The following is an 18,850-nucleotide window of genomic DNA, read 5'->3' as shown; positions in this document are numbered from 1 at the left end:
TGATTCGCCGCCAACCGCTGGGCAGCGGCCGCCTTGAGCGCCACAAGTTCGCCGTCATCATGGGCTGAGCCCAGATGCTCAATCGAGCGCGCTCCTCGCCGGTTGGACCACACGATCTGCACCGCGGTCGCCCCCGAGGCGGTCTTCACGGTGCGCACGTAGGCCACCCCGGCAGCCTACGGCCCCGATTTAGTGCACAAACTTACGCAGAACCGACCACGAAACCACAGGTCAAACCCCTACGCGCATCACCAACCCAAAATCGTGAGCCAAGTCAGGATTTCGGAACGATGCTTGCGCAGCACATCGAGCGGTACGTTGTAGGAGCCAGGGATATGCGCGGTCTCGAACTCTGCCGGGGTTCGTACGTCGACGACGCGCGGAGGATTCTCCCCGTTGAGCAGTTCGTCCAGTTCCGTTGCGGCAATGGCGGTTTTCGTCGGAGCGTTCATCGTGCTCTAGTACCCCGTACGGCCGGGGGAAGGCACCGTTTAAATCGCACAAACTTTAACTGCCGTCACCACAGGTAGACGACGGCGTCCTTGCCTCCGGTGCAGGTGATCCACGAATTCGAGTCGCTTCCGACGCACTGCACCAGGAACTGCGATCTGTTGTTTGGGTCGCAAATCGCACCGGGGACGGTGGAACAACCGACAGCGCCCGGCGCGGAAACCATGCGCGGTGTGTTGCTGGCGTTGTGGTAGGTGTTCCAGTAAGAGACCAACACGTTGTTGGCGAACGCGCATGACGTCTGCGGTGATCCTCGACCACCGCGGGTGCCAAACCCGGTGGCGTTGTTGAGTTGAAAGCCGTTGTCGCAAGTTTCGTGGCTGGTGCTCTGGTCCGGACCGGTGACGAGCGGCGGTTGCGCGGCGGCGGGGCGAGACGTCGGTTGCGGGTAAGGAGCCGACGACGGCAGATTCGACGAAGTCTCTTCCGGAGGTGATGCTGGCGGAATTCCCGTGGGACGCAACGGCGCAGCCGTTGGACCCGAATTCGAGTCCTTGTTGATGGAGAGGCCAACAACCAAGCCGACGGCCCCGAGGACGGCTGCGGCGGCGACCGCGATAGCCGCGTAAACCATCCCGCGCGATCCGCGGTCGCCGGACCTTTCGTTGGTACTCATTGCCTGCTGGGCAGCCGGCGGCGGGGCCATGGACGGCATGGGCGTAGGGGGCATGGGCGTACGCCGCGGAGGCGCCGGGCGCGTGGGCGCCGGTCGTGTCGGCGGCGCGGCCGGCGCCGATGGCGCCGGGGACCAAGACTGGCGTTCCGTCGGCATATACGCCTGCGGGGCGTTGTATGCCTGCGGGTCAGTGGGCGCACGCCCCGTGCCGCGCAGTGCCCGACCGGCCGCGCGCGCCAACGCGCCCGCGCTTCCGTACCGGTCGTCGGGTTCTTTGGCCATTCCGCGGGCGATCACGTCGTCAAAGGCCGGCGGAATCCTCGGATCGACCAGGCTTGGCCGCGGCGGCGGCAACTGCAGGTGTGCCCTGATGAGCGCCTCTTGGCTTCCGTTGGGGAACGGGAGGCTTCCGGTGAGTGATTCGTAAAGCACGCAGGCCAGCGCGTAGATGTCTACGGACGGCGTGATCCGGTTGTCGGCGAAACGTTCGGGTGCCATGTACGCCCAGGAACCGATTCGCGTATCCGTCGCCGTCAGCCGGGTGCTTTCGCCCAGTGTTTCGGCGAGGCCGAAGTCGACCAGATATGCGAAATCGGCCGGTGTGACAAGGATGTTTTGCGGTTTGACGTCCCGATGAATCAACCCGTCGGCGTGCGCGGCGTCCAGCGCCGCCGCGATCTGGCCGATGATGTCGACGGCGCGCTCAGGATCGAGCGGCCGCTTCTTGATCAAACTTTCCAAGTCCTGCCCGCGGACCAGTCGCATATCGATAAACAGGAAGCCGTCGATTTCGCCGAATCCATGAATGGGTATGACGTGCGGTTCCTGCAACGTCGCTGCGGCGTGGGATTCTCGCTCGAACCGCGTCCGGAATTTCCGGTCGTTCGCATACTGACTCTGGATTATTTTCAGCGCGACGGTTCGGCCGATCTGATTGTCGTAGGCCTCGTAGACCTCGCCCATTCCCCCTTTTCCGAGGACGCCGGTGATCTTGTACTTACCGAATGTCGTGCCCACGCGCGAGCCATCGAAAGACACCGTCATCTCCTCCCGGTAACCGACAGTATGCGTCAGCCCGCGACGGCGTGTGGAGTCCTTATTGGCTCAGAAAGTTCGTGATGCCCGCAACGACCGCATCGGCATAGCGTGCCCGACCCTCGGGGCTGGCGATCTGGGCGGCGTCTTCGGCGTTACGCATATTGCCGAGTTCGACGAGAACCGCGGGGAATTGAGCCAGGTTCAACCCGGCCAGGTCGGCGCGGCCGTAGAGCCCATTCGACCCGATGTAGTTCGCCGGTTGCAGTCCAGCCGCGGCCAGGGCATCGCGCATCGTGTTCGCCAGCCGGATCGCGGGGCCGGTCTGAACTTCGTTGATCGGCGGGCTCGAGTAGTTCACGTGGAATCCGCGACCGTTCGGCGGGCCGCCGTCGGCGTGGATGCTGACGATCGCGTCGGGGCGCATCGCATTGGCGACGGCTGCGCGCTCGTCGATGCACGGGCCTACCGAGCCGTCGTCATAGCGAGACTGCTGAACCTGAACACCCGCTTGTTGCAGGGCACCGGCGACCAGCTGGACGACGGCGAAGGTGAAGGCGTGCTCCGGATAGCCGTCGTTGGTAGCTGTGCCGGAGGTGTTGCACGGCTTCTCGCCGTTACGACCGTTGGGGACCGGCCGATTGAGTGACGAGTCGAAGACTCCGCTGTGGCCCGCATCGAGGAAAACAGACTTTCCCGCGATGTTCGCCGTCGCGCGGGGCACGTCGATCAAGGCGCCACCCGCGATCACCGCCGGGGTCAGGCCGACGAATTTCAAGATGTCGCGCCGTCGGAAATGCCAGCCGCCGATCGGATCGCTCATCGCGCGATCGTAACCAGTCAACACGTCGGCGCGCCCTTCACCCTGTTCGGCGCCTGATCTGATTCTGCGCGGGGAAGAGGCGATGCATGAGTTCAGCGCCTTCGGATCCGTAGATGCCGCGGTCGTCGCCACGCAACACCCACTTGTGCTGCTGGTCGGCGCGGGCGGCGAGGCCGGCCCAATAGCGCGCGTACGCGGCCGAACGTTCGCTGTACCAGCGCGCAATCAACCTGGCGATGTGAAAGAGGCCGATCATCGCCGCGGCGCCGATGATCCACCAGAAGAACTTGATGACGATCACGGCGATCAGGAAGACCGCGAATAGTGCACCCCACATGCACCGCAACCTACTCAGCAGCACTGACAAGTTTCGGGCGGCGAAAGGTGATGGCGCCGGTGCCAGCGAATTCGAGCGGGCATTGTGGCTCCGGCGCGGAGCATTAGCCATAGCAAACAGCGGCCGAGCTCGGAACATCAGTTGCCACCGACTCTTGTATTGCAATAGCAAACAATGGGTATATTTGGCGCGCGTCGCCTGTTCTAGTCCGCCGAGCCGGCGAACGCACAGGAGGTGCCGTGGCTTCGCGAGTCGGGGGCAGCTTTGGTAAATACCAAATCCGCCGCTTGCTGGGCAGCGGCGGGATGGGTGAGGTTTACGAGGCCTATGACACCGACAAAGGCCGAACTGTCGCGCTGAAACTGCTCGCCGACCGATACGCGCAGGACCAACAGTTTCGCACCCGGTTCCTGCGCGAGTCCCGCGCCGCGGCAATTCTGCAGGAACCGCACGTCATTCCTATCCACGACTGGGGCGAAATCGACGGCATTCTCTACATCGACATGCGGTTAGTCCGCGGACAAACATTGCACGACATCCTCGCCGCGGGTCCCCTCGAGCCGGAGCGAGCGATCGACATCATCAGACAGGTCGCTTCCGCCTTGGACGCCGCCCACGCGCAAGGGCTCATCCATCGTGACGTCAAGCCGCAGAACATCATCGTCACCGAGGACGATTTCGCGTACCTGGTGGACTTCGGTATCGCCGAAGCCAAGGGCGACACGCACCTGACCCAGGCCGGGCAAACGGTGGGCAGCTGGGCCTACATGGCACCGGAACGATTCCGCGACGAAGCAACGACGCGAGCGGTCGACATCTACGGCCTTACCTGCGTTCTCTTCGAGGCGTTGACCGGCTCCCTGCCTTTTCCCAGCGATCGCCTCGAACACGTCATCGGCGCTCACATGTCGGCTGCACCGCCACGACCCAGTGCCCTCATCGGTTACCTTCCACGCGCGCTCGACGACGTTATCGCCTGCGGCATGGCCAAACACCCCGAAGACCGCTACACAACTGCCGGAGGTCTGGCGCGCGCCGCAAAGCGTGCGCTCGCGGGGCCGAACGGTTACCCCTCAGGCCCCGTATCGGCACCGCGCCCAACGATGCCGCCACCCAGCTACCCGCCCTACCAGGTGCTGCCCGTTCCCCCTCACGTTGCCCAGTCGGACACCGGGCGTCCAGGAACGGCGTTGCTAGCCACCGTTATCGGGCTGGCAGCCGCGCTCGTGATCGCCATTGTCGTTGTGGTCGTTGTGCTTGTCGGCAACAACGACTCGCGCCCGCCGTCGCCCACGGTCGCCTACCCCACACCGCAATACACCACCTACCCGACCCGGGAGACCACGACCACGCGGTCATCCGCCCCGTCGACTCCCACCACGACCGCAAGTCAAGATCCCGAACAACAGCTGCGCCAATTGGCAAGCAGCGACCGCGCTTTCGTCGCCAGCCAGCTGGCCGACCGCTGGGTTCCCCAACTGAGCTCAAAGCGCCCCGGCGTCGTAGACAACGGCGTCGTCTGGGACAACCAGATGGCACTCGACGAATTCCTGGCATTCAAACAGCGATACGGGGCCAAACTCTTGTGGTCGGGCGATTGGTCGACCTTCTCGGCGCCTGACTACTGGGTCACCGTCGTGCCGATCACCTATAGAGATTCCGCCGGTGCGCTGGCATGGTGCCGAAGCCAGGGATACGACCGCGACCACTGCATCGCCAAGATCATCAGCACCACACACCCCGTCGACGGCAGCACCGCCTACAACAACTAGCAGTCCCCTCGCGAACAGTCCCCCCCGGCGCTGCCCCCGCGCGTGATGCCCCCGCGCGCCCTGCCCCGCCGCGAGCCCACGCAAATTTTACCGATTCCGGCCGGAATCGTACAAGTTCGCGTCTGCTCACCACCCTCTACTCTCTCGGTATGGCGCCGAAACGGTTGATCCTCCTGGCCGGGCTTGCTCTTGGCCTGACCTCACTTTCGTTCGCGTTGTTGTTGAGGCTCTTTAGTGCGAACCGGCATCGGCTGATCGATTCCGCCCCGTTCCGGACGTTCATCAAGCGGTTCAACTCCACCACCGGCACGGTCGCAGGAACTCCGCTGTCGCCGCACGGTCTTCTCACCCATACGGGACGTCGTAGCGGGCGGGTCTACCAAACGCCCCTGGCCACCGTCCGCCACGGGGACGGCTTCTTGCTGCCGCTGACCTATGGCACCCGGGCGGACTGGTATCGCAACCTGGCGGCGGCCGGCGGAGGCACCTTCGACTGGAAGGGGCGCACCTACCGGGTCGACGGACCGGAGCTCATGTCTGGGCGAGAGCCGCTGCGGGCCTGGCCGTTACGGGAGCGAATCGTATTGCAGCTTGCCGGAATCGAAGACTTCGTTTGGCTGCACGAAAGTCACACCCCTTAGCAGCGACGGCGGCCTGTCACCTCAGATCGGGGCAGTCGACCGGCGCGCGAATGCCCGGTCATGGTGTCACCGTCCACCACAACATCGAACTTCAGGTTCAGCCGCATCGGCTTGGTAACGGACTGCCGCCAGGTCAACCGCTCCCCGTCGGCCGTAAGGTCTTGTAGCGCAACCGTTTCGTCCTTGTAGGTCGCGGTCCCGGCGAGACCGCCGGGCCCGGCGGTGAATGCGTATTGCGTTGCCAGCGAGCCGATCGGCGTCTTGATCTTGACGTCCCACTCCCCATCGATGGCCATCTATACCTCCAGTGGTTCTCGACCTGTTGCGCGCCACACGATTCCGCGGCGCTCGTATTCGAACAGCACTTCGACGGCGTGGGTGACGCGCGGCCCGTACCACCGGTCCAGCAGATGCAGCGCCAGATCCAGGCCCGACGTCACCCCGCCGGCGGTGACGAGATTGCCGTCGTCGACCACCCGCGCCGCAACGGCCCGTACCCCGGTGGCGTCGAGCACGTCGAGGCCCAGGTGATGGGTGACCGCGTGGCGCCCCTCGATCAGACCGGCCATCGCCATCACCAACGAACCGCCGCACACCCCTGCCATGATCAGCTCGGGATTGTCAAAACCCTTGGCCAGCAAGACCGCCAAGTCCGTCTGCGCGGCCCTGGCCAACAGCACGGGGATCGTTTCGACACCCTCGTCGGGATCGCCGACGGTGGGCCCGCTCGCCCCGGGCACGATGATCGCACCGGGCTTAGCGGGATCCAGCTGATCCGTCGCGGCCAACGTCAGTCCGCGGGTACCGCTGACGACGGTCCGCACCCCCTCCGCCGACACCAACGTCACCTCGAGTTCACCGCCGACGCAGTCGCTGCCCGCGGCCAGAACTTCGAAAGGAGCGATGACATCGAACGGGTCGAACCCGTCATACAACACGATCTGCGCATGCACGCCACCATCGTGTCGGCCCGCACTCGACGAGACCAGTGGCCAGATAGCCATATTGCGCCGGTATATTGCCACTATGCACCGAGTGGCCGTGCTGGCGGAGCCGGACGTCATCGCCTTCGACTTGACCATCGCGATCGAGACATTCGGCCGCATCCGGCTGGCCGACGGTGAACCGGGCTACCGGGTGCGAGTGTGCGGCGCTGAACCCACCGTCGACGCAGGACCGATCCGAATCGCCACCGACTTCGGCCTGGATGAACTGGCCAACGCCGACACCATCATCGTTCCCGGTCGAAATGACGTCACTACCCCCGTCCGCGACGATGTCGTCGTGGCACTGAAAGCCGCCTACGACAAGGGAATCCGTATCGCCTCCATCTGCAGCGGCGCCTTCACGCTGGCCGCCACCGGGGCGCTGGACGGCAAACGTGCCACCACCCACTGGGTGGCCGCCGACCATTTTGCCTCCTGCTTCCCCGCCGTCAACCTCGACCCCGGCGTGCTCTACGTCGACGAAGGCCAGATCCTCACCTCGGCCGGAGCCTCGGCGGGCCTGGACCTTTGTCTGCAGATGGTGGCCAACGACTACGGGGCGGCCGTCGCCGCCGACGCGGCGAGGCTCGCGGTTGCTCCCCTTCACCGCAGCGGCGGCCAGGCGCAGTTCATCGTCAGACACCGCCGCCAGACCAACACCGGACTCGACGGCCTGCTCGCCTGGATCGACGACAACGCACACCGCCCATTGACTCTCGCCGACATCGCCCGCCAGGCGGCTATCAGCGTGCGCACGCTCAACAGGCAATTCCACAGCGAGACAGGGCAAACGCCGATGCAGTGGCTCAACGGCGTGCGGATCCGCCGCGCCCAGGAGTTGTTGGAGTCAAGCTCCGACAGCGTCGGATCCATTGGCCGTCAAGTCGGTTTCGCCTCTGCCGCCAACTTCCGGGAGCAGTTCCGCCGCATCGCCGGCGTGGCACCGCAGGCTTATCGCGACACGTTCCGCGCGAAAGCCGGCGTCTGATGCCAAGTCAACGCGACCGCATGCTCAGCGGCGCGTTGTATCAAGCCGGCGATCCCGATCTCGTGGCAAGTCGCCGAAACTGCCGGCGACTCCTCGACGTCGTCAACACAACCTGCGCCGACGATGACGAAACCGGGCAACGCGTACTGCGCGAGTTACTCGGTTCGCTCGGCGCGGGTTCGGAGATACGACCCCGTTTTCAATGCGTACTCAGTCATCTTGAAACGGCCCTAGCCGGAACTGCTGCGACGATCGAGATCGGCGCTGTTGCCCAATCGGCGTACGCAGTTACCGATCCAGAATTCCGAGCACAGCTTTGGCTCTCGTCACTTCTGGCCACGCATAGCCACCGGGCATGCGCTTCAATGCATCCCCGACTGCGGCTACCGCTGACTCACCACGGATCTCGAAATCGTCTAATGCGGCGCGTAATTCAAAGAGCGTCGCACCTTGGTGACGGGCTAGTTTGAGCGCCGCATCCACACCGAGTTGACGCTGCCTGCCCTCGTGAGTTCGGGAGCGCAGCCGCAACAGTTCCGCGTCGTAGAAGCGCATCCCCGTGTCGCGGGCCAGTGACAACCCGATGTCAAGGCGCGCCCTGGCGGCGTCAAGCTGGCCGGCACCAATCAGCAGCCGCCCGATGACACCGTCATAACTGGTGCGAAAACTGTTGGCCTCGAACGTTCGAAAGTAGTCGAGGAGGGCGATCATCGTCGTAATGTGACCGCCCAGAGCGGCTTGGTCGTCGGCGGCGAGCGCCGTCATGCCGCCCGTGGCGGCTTGGCAAGTGGCGCCGACCAGCTGCCATATGGCGAAACCGTGCCGCTCACCCAGTTCACTCACTTTGGCAGCCAGGGACGCGGCCGTGTCGAGCTGGCCGGCGTCAATGCGCATCCCTATCTCGAGCATCGCCGCATAACCGACGGTGTATGGGCCCGCGGGAAAACCGAGTTGTTCACTGTGACGTGCGCTCCGCTCGAGCTCCCGTTCACCCCCGACAAGGTCACCGCGCATGAAACGGGCGCAGGCCAGGTGCGCGTAGGCATACGTCAGCGGCTCGTTGGCCACATACCACCCAGGCTCGTGGAGGTAGGCGCCGTCCCGGTCTACCGCAGCCAGGCCCGCAATAGCGGCTTCGAGATAGGCTGTAGCGGAGCGGAATTCGCCGCGCAGAAGCGCAACCATCCCTAGGTAGGCGTCGATCACCGGAGCGAACCACTGACGCCCGTGTCGGACACCGGCGCGCAGCGACTCGACGACCTGTACCGCGCGATCCAGGTCTGCGCGCGTGACGTAGTAGCCCGCCAGCGCGGCCAGGGTGGCGAAGAGTTCCTCGTCCCGCAGGTCGCTTCCGGCCAGCTGCAGGCACCGCTCGTAATCAACCGCCGCGGCAGGACTCTGATAGCCCTCGGTGGCCCCGGCGAGGCGGCCGCGTTCTAGGCGCAGCGCCAATTCCCGGTGGTCACGATCTGGGCCCGCAGGGGCGCGGTCGATTTGGTCAAGGCCCCTGGTCAAGTATGAGCGAGCTTCGCCCAGCGCACCGCGAAGCCGCGCGCCCGCCGCCGCGCGTTCATAAGCCATGGCTGCGTCGCGGAATCGCTCCGCATGCTCGAAGTGGCCAGCGGCCAATTGCCAGTCCGGGTCGGCGTCAACCTGGTTGCCGATCATGGCGTCGGCCACCTTGGCGTGCAGATCCCGACGCACGCTCGGGGGCGCCAATTCCGCAGCGACTTCGCGCAGCAGCTCGTGGCGAAAACGCCAATTGCCATCGGTCCACGGCTCAATTACCAGCGCATCTTCTAGTTCGGAGATAACCTCGTCGATTTCGTGGTCGCTTAGCTCGACCACCGAGCGCAGCAGACCTTGGTCAATGTGGCGGCCAATGACGGCCGCCGCCTCCACCACCGGCACCACCTTCGGGCTGGCCCGCAATCGTGCGAATAGTGGCTCGTACAACGTCTCCGGCACGCCCGACTCTCCCAGTCCGCGAATGACCTGTTCGATGTAGAACGGCACTCCGTCGCACCGTGCGGCGACCGCCGTCCGCTGGTCGGCGGTCAGGTTCGGATCGAGTGCGGCGATCAGGTCGTGAGTCTGCTGGTCGGTCAACGGAGCCAGGTCGAACACGGTGCACGGCCATTCAGCCGGCAGCCAATCACCAGGACGTCCGGTCATTACCAGGAGCAGTCGGCCGTCGGCCGCGCCCAGCAACGAGCCGAGCAACGCACGCGTCGCCTGGTCGAACCAGTGCACATCCTCGGCGATCACCAAACCGGCCCCGCGACCCAGACATGCCGCCAGATAGTCCTGCACCGCATGCGTAATCAGGTCGTACAGCTTTTGGCCCTCAGCCGCCACTCGCGGGTAGCCGGCATCGATGCCGAGCACGGGCGCCAGTAACGGCAGGCTGTCTGGCGGCTCCAGTCCACACCGGCAAATTTCGTCGTCCAACAAGCGCAGCCGCTCCGCTTGATCGGTGTTGCGGCCTATGCTGCAGCGCCGTTCCAACAACGTCCGCACCGGACGCAGGCCCACGTCGACATGAAATGGTGAACCGATCAATTCCACCAGCGGCAAGTCCCCGGCCAGTTGGGCCGCCGCGGCCGCGAGTCGCGACTTCCCGATCCCTGGTTCGCCTCGAAACACCACGCCCGGGGTGCTCAGCGTTCCGTCCTGCGCTTGCGCCCAAGACTTTTCGAGATGTGCCACTTCCCCATCACGGCCCACCAGCGGACCATGAACCGATCTGGGCGACGACGAACGCTCAGCGACCACCCGGTAGTGAGCGATCGGATCCGCGACCCCTTTAACCAGCACCGCTGCGCACGGTTCCAACTCGAAATTGTTGCCTACCAACGCCGCAACCGCTTCTGAAACCACCACAGTATCCGGTGCGGCAAGGCCACTGACTCGCGCAGCGAGGTTGGCAGCCAACCCGTAGACGTCGTCTTGGGCGGTATCCAAGTAGACCAACCCGCGGTGTACCCCAACGCGGACGTGGATCTCGATGCCAAGGCGGCGGCGAGCTTGATCGCTGAGTTTGACTACCTCGCGGGTGATTTCAAGCCCAGCCTGAACCGCCCGGCGCACGTCATCTTCATGAGCGACTGGGTGGCCAAACACGGCCAACAGCCCATCCCCCTTTGTGGATCCGATGTGACCTTCGTACCGGTTCACCGCGCGCAACACCTGATCGCGATAACGCCCAACCAGGAGGCGGTACGTCTCGGGTTCGACCTGAGTAGACAGCACCGTCGAATCCACCAGATCGGCAAAGAAGATGGTCAATCGCCGGATCTCACCGGGGTCGGCGGGCGCGGCCAACAAATCCTCGGCTTCGGCATTTGCACTGTCGGCGGCCAGCACCTGACCCGCCAAATCCGTCGCGGCGGCGCGATCACCGCGGTTGACTGCCGCGACCGCGCGATCTAGCAACTCATCAATCGACGCCGTTTCCGTTTGGCGCGGCCGAGAGTCGGTCACCTGGCTATCGTGGCACTTCTACGCGCTCATCGGGGGGCACATCTGCGCGGTTGCGCGGATGTTTTCTAGGGCACGAGCCGCGAAGCTGGCTACCATGAGCCCACACACCGAAATCTCGCCACTGAACTGGAGCGAGTTGGGCTTGACTGAATTGCTGCCGACCGGCACGGTGACGCTGCTTCTGGCTGACGTCGAAGGCTCAACGCGGCTCTGGGAAACCCAACCCGAGCAGATGGCCGCCGCACTGGCACAACTCAACCAAGCCGTGAACCGGTCCATCGCGGCCCACGACGGGGTACGTCCAGTCGAACAGGGCGAGGGCGACAGCTTCGTGGCCGCCTTCCCCCGTGCTTCCGACGCGGTCGCGTGCGCACTCGAGCTGCAACAAGCCCACTTGGACCCGATCCAGATCCGCATCGGCGTCCACACCGGCGAAATCCAACTGCGCGACGAATCCAACTACGCCGGTCCGACGATCAACCGTACCGCGCGCATCCGCGATCTGGCCCATGGCGGGCAGACGGTGTTGTCGGGAGCGACTGAAGCAATGGTCCTCGACCGTCTTCCCGACGATGTCTGGCTGATCGAGCTGGGCAGCTACGCGCTGCGCGGTGTGCCACGTCCCGAACGCGTAGTGCAGCTGTGTCATCCCGAGCCACGCAACGAGTTCCCGCCGTTGCGCGTCAAACAGACTATGGCGTCGCATAATCTGCCCACCCAGCTGACAATTTTTGTCGGGCGCCAGTCAGAAATGACTGAGGTGTGCCAGCTGGTGACCGACAACCGACTGGTCACCTTGACCGGCGCCGGCGGGGCCGGCAAGACCCGACTCGCCATCGAAGTCGCCTCCCGGTTGACCACGGAATTCGGTGACGGTATTTGGTATGTCGACCTCGCACCGATCACGAATCCCGCCGTTGCACCGGTGACCGTCGCTCGCACGTTAGGTCTACCCGATCAGCCAGGGCGCTCCGCCATGGAAGTGCTGATGAGTTTCTTCGGTGAGAAGAAACTGCTGTTGGTGCTCGACAATTGCGAGCACCTGCTCGATGCCTGCGGAAGCATGGTGGTCGAACTACTCGCCGCCAGCCCACAGTTGACGGTTTTGACCACTAGCCGCGAGCCGCTGGGTGTGCCCGGTGAGCTTTGTTGGCGGGTGCCGTCGCTGCCGCTAGCGGATGAGGCGATCGAGCTGTTCCGCGACCGGGCTCGCAGGGTTCGCACGGATTTCGTTGTGGGTGAGCATAATTACGCTCAGATTGCTGAGATCTGCACCCGTCTGGACGGTATGCCTTTGGCAATCGAGCTTGCTGCAGCGCGGGTTCGGTCGTTGTCACTGCATCAGATCGTGGACAGCCTGCATGACCGGTTCCGGTTGCTGACTGGCGGCGCGCGCACCGCGGTACGGCGTCAACAGACGCTACGCGCCTCGGTTGATTGGTCGCATGCATTGCTCACTGAGCCCGAGCGCGTGCTGTTTCGACGACTCGCGGTTTTCGCGGGCGGGTTCGATTTTGATGCCGCCCAGGCCGTCGGCGCCGCCGACGATGCCGAAAGCTACCAACTGCTCGATCAACTCGGCCTGCTCGTCGACAAATCTCTTGTGGTTACCGACGATTCGGGCACCGAAATGCGCTACCGAATGCTGGAAACCGTGCGCCAGTACGCACAGGAAAAGCTCGGCGAATCCGGCGAAGCCGATGAAGTTCGCACCCGCCACCGTGACTTCTACGTCAATGCGGCTGTCGATTTGGCATCGCAACAGGAGGCGGGCGCTGAGCGCCTGATGGCGTGGGCGGACACCGAGATCGACAACCTCCGCGCCGCCTTCTCCTGGAGCACGGAGAACGGCGAAGTCGATACCGCGCTGAGGCTGGTGTCCTCGTTGCAAACGTTCTGGTTGGCCCGCGGTCGGTTCAGTGAGGGCCTCACCGGCTTCGACGCCGTGTTGAGCGATGCGCGTCCTAGGGGTGACGTAGCACCGGCGGTCTGGATCCAAGCCGTCGCTGACCAGAGCGTCCTCTCCATGTGGATGGTCGCACCCGTGGATCTCGAAAGGGCGCGCGCAGCACTGGATTTAGCGCGCCAACTCGACAACCCAGCATTGATCTGTCGCGCCCTCGTGGGGTGCGCGACGGCAACGATCTACTTTGCGGACCTGGCGCGACCCTACTTCGCCGAAGCGATTGAACTAACCCGTGCGACCGGCGATCGGTGGAACCTGTGCCAGATCCTGGCCTATCAAACGACCATGGCTTACTACGCGGGCGAACCGCTGCTCGCGCTCGCGGCCGCCGAAGAAGGACGTGACATCGCTGACTCGCTCGGCTACTGGCAGATCTCGCGAATGAGCCGTGTATGGCTGGGCTCCCTCCTGGCCATGCGCGGCGATCTCGCCGATGCCATCGGGGTGCTCCGCTCCGTCGCCGAGGAGACGAAGGACAACGGAGACCCGCCCGTGTCGGCCATCAGCCAAGTTGCCCTCAGCGTGACGCTCGCGTACGGAGGCGAGGTGGTTGGCGCGCAGGAGGCGGTTCAGGCCGGGTTCGGGGCCGCAAACGCGATGGGGCTTTACCAGGACGGGATATACGGCGGATTGATGTGGGCCAATTTGGCCGCCGGCGATGCCATGGCGGCGAGGCACGCGGGGGAAATGGCTTGGCAACACACCATTCCCTTGCGCCAGGTATACGTGCGGGGTTTGATGCCCATGGCGGAGGCACTGCTGGCATGTGGTGACTTAGTCGCAGCCCGCCAGTGGGCCGACGAGACCGTTGCGGCAGGGCTGCCAGGTTGGTACCAAGTATCGGCGCTGACGGCGCGCGCCTACGTCGCGCTCGCCCAAGGGGAGGCAGACCAGGCTGAACGTGACGCTCACGAGGCCTTGGCGATCGCTGGGAGGACTCACGCCTACCTACGGGTTCCCGACGCTCTGGAATGCCTAGCACGCGTCGAGGCCGATGGCGGCAACCGCTCTTACGTGACGCGCTTGTTAGGCGCGGCGGACGCGATCCGGGAACGTACCGGGGAGACTCGCTTTCCGGTGCATCAAGCCGGTTACCAGGAAGCGATTGCGGCTCTCCGAGAGTTCCTACGGCAGCCGGAGTTTGAAGCCATGTGGGCTGAAGGTGCGGCATTGTCCACCGAGGAGGCGATTGCATACGCGCAACGGGGTCGCGGTGAACGCAAGCGGCCCGCGAGCGGTTGGGGATCGCTGACGCCGATGGAGCGGGATGTAGCCCAGTTAGTGCGGGAAGGACTGAGCAACAAGGACATTGGCGCGCGGCTGTTCATCTCACCCCGCACCGTACAGACGCATCTGACACATGTGTACGCCAAGCTTGGCATCACGTCCCGGGTCCAGCTCGTACAGGAAGCCCTGTCGCCGCGAGCAGACGCGAACTTGTACTTTCACGGCGGGTAGCGTACGACTTTGCGTCTGCTCGCGAAGTAGCGCGCGGGGGCTACGTGCGCACCACTCGGCTGATGGCAATGTTGTGCGTCGAGCACAAGTGACAGGTCAGAGCGCGAATCTTCAGGCGAATCCGCGAAATCCGTAACGCCTTGTGGCAGAACGGGTAACGGCAGCCGCACGACAGGGTGATCCACCAGTCCGCCGGGTGATCTGCTTCGTCGCAGAACTTCCGGCAGATGCACGGTATCTCGGTGTCGAAATCCAGCGCCGACAGAATCTCGGACTCTGGCAGTAGCAAGGACCCCCGGGTCGTCATGACCTGAAAGGTTAAAGCTGTGGTTGAGACTTTTGTGGGAGGCGCGCGAACGTGTGGACAAGAAAATTTGTCGACACCTTCCGGCGCACCGCAGACGGGTTAGGTGCGTCCGATCCCGTTGATGACCTCGATCTCGCAGCGGATGCCTGACGCCCGGGAAAGACGCGCATCGGCGGTGACAAACCGAACCTCGAGAGCCTCGGCAAGGGCAACGTACGCGGCGTCATACGGCGGCACGACATGCCGCAGTTCCCATATGCGCTGCAAAAGCGGTTGGTGCGGGGCACGGTGCAACGGCAAGTCCGCCAAATCCGCGATGGCATCAGCCGCTCGCCTGGCGGCCATTTGCCTAGCGACAACGTGCCGGCGCCATACCGAGACAACTTCGAGATCAACGAGCTGGGGCGCCACCAGAGTTTCATTCCTCAGGCGGGCCCGGGCTCGCTGGCCACCGGCGCCATCATCGCCTAGCGCGCTTGACCCTCGAGTCGTTGGCACTGCGCGCGGCGCGCCTTACGGGTTCGGTCCCGCGCGAGGAAATAGGCTCCAAGCCCAGCTACTTGGCAGCGGCACATGGGAGTGTGGTGAGTGGGCCGATGAATCCCGACAGCACACGGACTGATGAGCCCTTTGTTTGGTGCGGGATCATCGACCCCGACCAGGTGTTCGACGACGTCGTCGCGGCGGGACACGAACTGGCCGACGCCGCCAAAATGGGTGACTGGTCCACCGTGTTCGACCTGCTCGACGACCCCGACGAACTCGTCGACATCAACTGGTGGCGTCCCGGCGGGACGGCGTGGTTCACCGTCTTGCACCAAGCGGCCTGGCAGGGCGCACCTAATGAGGTCGCCGCCGAACTCATCGAGCGCGGTGCGCTAAGGTCGCTTCCTGACGCGTGGGGGCGCACCGCCTACGATGTCCGCTGCGAACGGGATCTCAACGCTGGCCGCCCCAAAGACGTTGCAGCCCAACAGCGCAAGTCGCTGGTATTGCGCACGCGCTATCTGAAGCCCCCCCTTCGCCGCTGGCACCGGACAATATTCGCGCGCTCAACTGGCACCTGGCCGATGTCATCGACAGCCGCATCCGTGGCGTGCTCTATGACGGACGGGACCCGCAACGCGTCCTGCGGTACCCGCCGGTCGAGATCTTGCACGAGCTGCCGGACCAGCACCTGTGGTTTCCGGTGCCGGGCATGAACGGGGGCTTCGATGTCAGGCTGGTGGAAGATTTTCTCGAGGTCGAGAGTTGGTGCCGCGATGTCCACGGTTCGGGCCAGGCGCACGTGATCACCTCGAAGGGCGCCATCCTGGTCGATGAAGGTTTCGTGTAGACGCCGACTGGTTACAGGCCGAGCGCGGCCCGCAGCCGGCGGACGTCCATGGTGCCGCTGCGCGCCTCCGTGGGAAAGCTGTCCAGCAGTTTGATCAGGTCGCCGCGCCGGGTGGGGTCGTCGGCGGCTTGCCGCGGTGAATGGCCCTTGAGCGCGGGAATGGGTTCATCGAGCCATTTGGTCTCGTAGTCGCGGATGAAATCGTCGAGCATCGCGGCGACCTCGGGATCGTCGGGATCGAGTGCGTCCTCACCGGCAGTGGGCAACTGTCCGCCCAACTCGGCCGCCTCGCGCACGTCATGTATCGGACGGCGGGAGTCCTCGAGCAGGTTCATCGTCGGGTCGAGACGAGCCAACAAGGTCAGCACTCGGTCCATCCGCGTTTCGCTGTTGGTCTGCACCCGCAACGTCTGGCCGTCCAGAACGAGCGAGGCGCGGACGCGGTTCATGCCATTGGTCGTGACATGCTCAATCCACTGAGGCGGCTCGTAACCTTCGACGCGGTCGTAGGTGCCATCGAGCGCGGCCTCCATTGCGGCTGGGTCACTGACTTGCACGGTGGCTTCGCAGATCGCGAGCGGGTCGCCCTCGGTGTTCACCAGCTCTGGCGGTGCGAAGCGGCGACTCAGCTGCGCCACCAGCGTCACCGGGTCGGGTTCGGTGTCAAGCAGTTCGATCAGTGCGTCGCGTTCGTGCAGGGCGACTGGTTCGATGCCGCCGAAGATCTGCATGCTGTCCCCGGCCGGCACCACGCGCGCACAGATTAGGTGCCCCGGCTTCAGCTGACGGCTCGCCGTTCGTTCACGTACCTCATGGATGTCGCCGGTGCGCAGGTCGCGCACGGTGATGCCGTGGCCGCGGTGCACGTCCTCGACCTCGAACACCGACCGATGCACCAACAACCACTGCTCGGCCAGCTGTCGCTCGTCGTCGGGAAGCAGGTGCCCGCGTACCTCGAGAAACTCCTCGAACGCGCCACCCTCGAACAGCACCGCGTCCGTCACCAGCGGATCTTCCAGCGCCGCGTCCAACGCAGCGGAAAAATCGTCGGCGTAGCGACAGCGTTCGCAGGCCACCTCGGCCACCGCCTCGGTCCACCCGCTCGCCACGGCGTGCTCACCGGCCTTCATATACAGCCAGCCGACCCTCTCGGCTAGCGGCTGTTGCTCACGCCCTAGATGGCACTTCTTGTACTTGAGGCCCGATCCACACCAGCACAGCGCGTTTCGACCGATATCCCGGCGCGGCTCGCCGCGATGCCGTTCCAGCACCTGCAGGAGCGGGTAATCGGGACTAGCACCGGCGCGGCGCAGCAACGCCAACCCGCGCTCCGCGTCGCCGCGATCGGAAGCAAAGCGGGCCAGATCCATCAACGCCAACGGCCAATCGGGATCGATGCGTTCAGCCTCCAGCAACTCACGTTCGCAAGCGTCGACGGCCCCGACCCGCTCCAGGGCCACCGCGCGCAACCAGCGAACTCCCACGAGCGCTGTACGCGGGACTTTGGGTCCGATGATCTCGGCGAACAGGCCCAGCGCGGGCGCCCCTTCGCGGCCGGTGCCGATGGTCTCGGCCACCAACAGCTCGGCCAGCGTCGGATCGGCCAGCACCACCCCAAGCTCACCGACGAGGTCGACCAACTCGCGGAGTTCTTCGAATTGGGCCGTGGCTTCGCCCGCCCCGGTCGCGCCCTTCCACACGGTGCCCAACGCCTCCGCCGGCGACTCGTCGAGATCGACGGCGTCGACCAGCGCAGCCACCTCTTCGAACAGTTTGACCAACGTGTACAGCGCGAACGCGTCGTCGGGGTCGAGGTCGTGTCGCTCGGCCAGCACTGTGCACCCACGCTCGAAACGCCAAGTGTCGAAGTCGAACCCGTCGGGCCCGAGCCAATCACCGTCACGCGCCAGCCCGTAATCGTCGATGATCTCGGAGAGAGGCGGTAATGGCTCGGTGAACACCGCCGGGTCCTCGGCACAGATTGTCCATACGGCGGCGCCAAGGTACACGGGTTCGTCGTCGAACGTGGCTGCCAAACGCTCGCCCACCTCGGTGTGCGCACCCGCGTCGACCCGCTCGACCACCAGACCGTTTCCGGTCACCCGCACCCCGATGAGGTCGCCCTCGCCCGCCTCCAGGCCCGCCAACGTGCCCGGCGGCAGGAGCAGCCACGCGTGCGGGCCGATCAGCTCGGCCGGGACACCGCGCTGCTCGATCAGCTCATCGTCAAGTCCTGGGTGCGCGACCTCCGCCGGCGACCCGTCGACGTAGTGTCCGTAATCCTCGTACTCGCAGACTTCCGCGATCACGATCAGGTCCGGTGTCACGGCGAGTATGTCGTGGGCAACCTCGGTTGCGTCGATCCGGTGCGTGAACACTTTGCCCAGTAGCAGCGTCGGCAGCCAGAACCACCGCTCGTCCAGTAATTGCCTAGCCGGACAGGCCATTTCGTCGAGAAGCTCGTCCATGATGGCTTCTGGATCATCCGCGCCGCAGTCCTGCAGTCGCCGTGCTATGTCGTCCTCGGGCAGAGGGCCATGTTCGATCAGAATTTCTGCAAGGGTCCCCACCGCATCCAACACTTCCGCCACG

Annotated in this window: 14 protein-coding genes and 3 pseudogenes; 6 read left to right on the top strand and 11 right to left on the bottom strand. The window is 64.7% G+C overall.

Annotation, left to right across the window (positions count from 1 at the left end; all coding sequences use genetic code 11):
* The 5 genes and pseudogenes from BST27_RS35050 to BST27_RS12910 form a co-directional block, all read right to left on the bottom strand.
* Positions 1 to 167, bottom strand: a pseudogene (locus BST27_RS35050) (IS1634 family transposase); the annotation flags it as partial.
* A gap of 99 nt (positions 168 to 266) precedes the next feature.
* Positions 267 to 452, bottom strand: a pseudogene (locus BST27_RS12925) (rhodanese-like domain-containing protein); the annotation flags it as partial.
* A gap of 65 nt (positions 453 to 517) precedes the next feature.
* Complete coding sequence (locus BST27_RS12920; RefSeq protein ID WP_069420647.1) at positions 518 to 2,170, bottom strand: serine/threonine-protein kinase; 1,653 nt, start codon at positions 2,168 to 2,170, stop codon at positions 518 to 520.
* Between the two features lie 52 nt (positions 2,171 to 2,222).
* A complete protein-coding gene (locus BST27_RS12915; protein ID WP_069420648.1) occupies positions 2,223 to 2,984 on the bottom strand; it encodes an Rv3717 family N-acetylmuramoyl-L-alanine amidase in 762 nt (253 codons plus the stop codon).
* 37 nt (positions 2,985 to 3,021) lie between these two features.
* Positions 3,022 to 3,321, bottom strand: coding sequence for a hypothetical protein (locus tag BST27_RS12910; RefSeq protein WP_069420649.1), 300 nt, complete (start codon positions 3,319 to 3,321; stop codon positions 3,022 to 3,024).
* Positions 3,322 to 3,560: 239 nt separating this feature from the next.
* Here BST27_RS12910 and BST27_RS12905 point away from each other — a divergent pair, with 239 nt between their 5' ends.
* Both BST27_RS12905 and BST27_RS12900 read left to right on the top strand, forming a co-directional pair.
* Positions 3,561 to 5,093 carry a serine/threonine-protein kinase gene (locus BST27_RS12905; protein ID WP_069420650.1) on the top strand — a complete coding sequence of 511 codons (1,533 nt, stop codon included), beginning with the start codon at positions 3,561 to 3,563 and terminating at the stop codon, positions 5,091 to 5,093.
* Positions 5,094 to 5,242: 149 nt separating this feature from the next.
* On the top strand, positions 5,243 to 5,734 hold the full coding sequence (locus BST27_RS12900) for a nitroreductase family deazaflavin-dependent oxidoreductase (RefSeq protein WP_156789285.1): 492 nt from the start codon (positions 5,243 to 5,245) through the stop codon (positions 5,732 to 5,734).
* On the opposite strand, the gene BST27_RS12895 is transcribed toward BST27_RS12900, so the two are convergent.
* Together BST27_RS12895 and BST27_RS12890 are read right to left on the bottom strand one after the other, a co-directional pair.
* The gene (locus BST27_RS12895) at positions 5,731 to 6,030 is read right to left on the bottom strand and encodes a hypothetical protein (RefSeq protein WP_069420651.1); all 300 of its coding nucleotides are present in this window, start codon (positions 6,028 to 6,030) and stop codon (positions 5,731 to 5,733) included. The genes BST27_RS12900 and BST27_RS12895 overlap by 4 nt on opposite strands.
* Complete coding sequence (locus tag BST27_RS12890) at positions 6,031 to 6,687, bottom strand: DJ-1/PfpI family protein (protein ID WP_069420652.1); 657 nt, start codon at positions 6,685 to 6,687, stop codon at positions 6,031 to 6,033. It lies immediately after the preceding gene.
* A 73-nt stretch (positions 6,688 to 6,760) separates the two neighbouring features.
* On the opposite strand from BST27_RS12890, the gene BST27_RS12885 reads away from it, so the two are divergent.
* Together BST27_RS12885 and BST27_RS33690 are read left to right on the top strand one after the other, a co-directional pair.
* The gene (locus tag BST27_RS12885; protein ID WP_069420653.1) at positions 6,761 to 7,708 is read left to right on the top strand and encodes a GlxA family transcriptional regulator; all 948 of its coding nucleotides are present in this window, start codon (positions 6,761 to 6,763) and stop codon (positions 7,706 to 7,708) included.
* A pseudogene (locus BST27_RS33690) lies at positions 7,708 to 7,869 on the top strand (maltose acetyltransferase domain-containing protein); the annotation flags it as partial. The gene BST27_RS12885 and the pseudogene BST27_RS33690, both read left to right, overlap by 1 nt.
* A 127-nt stretch (positions 7,870 to 7,996) precedes the next feature.
* On the opposite strand, the gene BST27_RS12875 reads toward BST27_RS33690, so the two are convergent.
* Positions 7,997 to 11,191 (bottom strand): adenylate/guanylate cyclase domain-containing protein, encoded by a 3,195-nt coding sequence (locus BST27_RS12875; protein WP_069420654.1) that lies wholly within the window; start codon positions 11,189 to 11,191, stop codon positions 7,997 to 7,999.
* A gap of 94 nt (positions 11,192 to 11,285) precedes the next feature.
* Here BST27_RS12875 and BST27_RS12870 point away from each other — a divergent pair, with 94 nt between their 5' ends.
* Entirely contained in the window at positions 11,286 to 14,615 is a 3,330-nt protein-coding gene (locus BST27_RS12870) for a helix-turn-helix transcriptional regulator (protein WP_069420655.1), read from the top strand.
* A gap of 40 nt (positions 14,616 to 14,655) precedes the next feature.
* On the opposite strand, the gene BST27_RS12865 is transcribed toward BST27_RS12870, so the two are convergent.
* On the bottom strand, positions 14,656 to 14,922 hold the full coding sequence (locus tag BST27_RS12865) for a hypothetical protein (protein WP_069420656.1): 267 nt from the start codon (positions 14,920 to 14,922) through the stop codon (positions 14,656 to 14,658).
* A gap of 99 nt (positions 14,923 to 15,021) precedes the next feature.
* Positions 15,022 to 15,333 (bottom strand): type II toxin-antitoxin system VapC family toxin, encoded by a 312-nt coding sequence (locus BST27_RS12860; protein WP_232007356.1) that lies wholly within the window; start codon positions 15,331 to 15,333, stop codon positions 15,022 to 15,024.
* Positions 15,334 to 16,018: 685 nt separating this feature from the next.
* Here BST27_RS12860 and BST27_RS33140 point away from each other — a divergent pair.
* A complete protein-coding gene (locus tag BST27_RS33140; protein ID WP_211285308.1) occupies positions 16,019 to 16,258 on the top strand; it encodes a hypothetical protein in 240 nt (79 codons plus the stop codon).
* Positions 16,259 to 16,269: 11 nt separating this feature from the next.
* On the opposite strand, the gene BST27_RS12850 is transcribed toward BST27_RS33140, so the two are convergent.
* A complete protein-coding gene (locus BST27_RS12850) occupies positions 16,270 to 18,849 on the bottom strand; it encodes an SEC-C domain-containing protein (protein WP_069420688.1) in 2,580 nt (859 codons plus the stop codon).
* Position 18,850: the final 1 nt, after the last annotated feature.

Source organism: Mycobacterium intermedium, assembly GCF_002086275.1.
Taxonomy (GTDB): Bacteria; Actinomycetota; Actinomycetes; order Mycobacteriales; family Mycobacteriaceae; genus Mycobacterium; species Mycobacterium intermedium.
The sequence above is the reverse complement of the archived record's forward strand: the minus strand, read 5'-3'. Positions and strand labels throughout refer to the sequence as shown.

What these genes read in the sequence shown, in the direction of transcription:
- BST27_RS12920 (WP_069420647.1), bottom strand. Translation starts at nt 2,170, where the DNA reads ATGACGGTGTCTTTCGATGGCTCGCGCGTGGGCACGACATTCGGTAAG.
- BST27_RS12915 (WP_069420648.1), bottom strand. Translation starts at nt 2,984, where the DNA reads ATGAGCGATCCGATCGGCGGCTGGCATTTCCGACGGCGCGACATCTTG.
- BST27_RS12910 (WP_069420649.1), bottom strand. Translation starts at nt 3,321, where the DNA reads ATGTGGGGTGCACTATTCGCGGTCTTCCTGATCGCCGTGATCGTCATC.
- BST27_RS12900 (WP_156789285.1), top strand. Translation starts at nt 5,243, where the DNA reads ATGGCGCCGAAACGGTTGATCCTCCTGGCCGGGCTTGCTCTTGGCCTG.
- BST27_RS12895 (WP_069420651.1), bottom strand. Translation starts at nt 6,030, where the DNA reads ATGGCCATCGATGGGGAGTGGGACGTCAAGATCAAGACGCCGATCGGC.
- BST27_RS12885 (WP_069420653.1), top strand. Translation starts at nt 6,761, where the DNA reads ATGCACCGAGTGGCCGTGCTGGCGGAGCCGGACGTCATCGCCTTCGAC.
- BST27_RS12870 (WP_069420655.1), top strand. Translation starts at nt 11,286, where the DNA reads ATGAGCCCACACACCGAAATCTCGCCACTGAACTGGAGCGAGTTGGGC.
- BST27_RS12865 (WP_069420656.1), bottom strand. Translation starts at nt 14,922, where the DNA reads ATGACGACCCGGGGGTCCTTGCTACTGCCAGAGTCCGAGATTCTGTCG.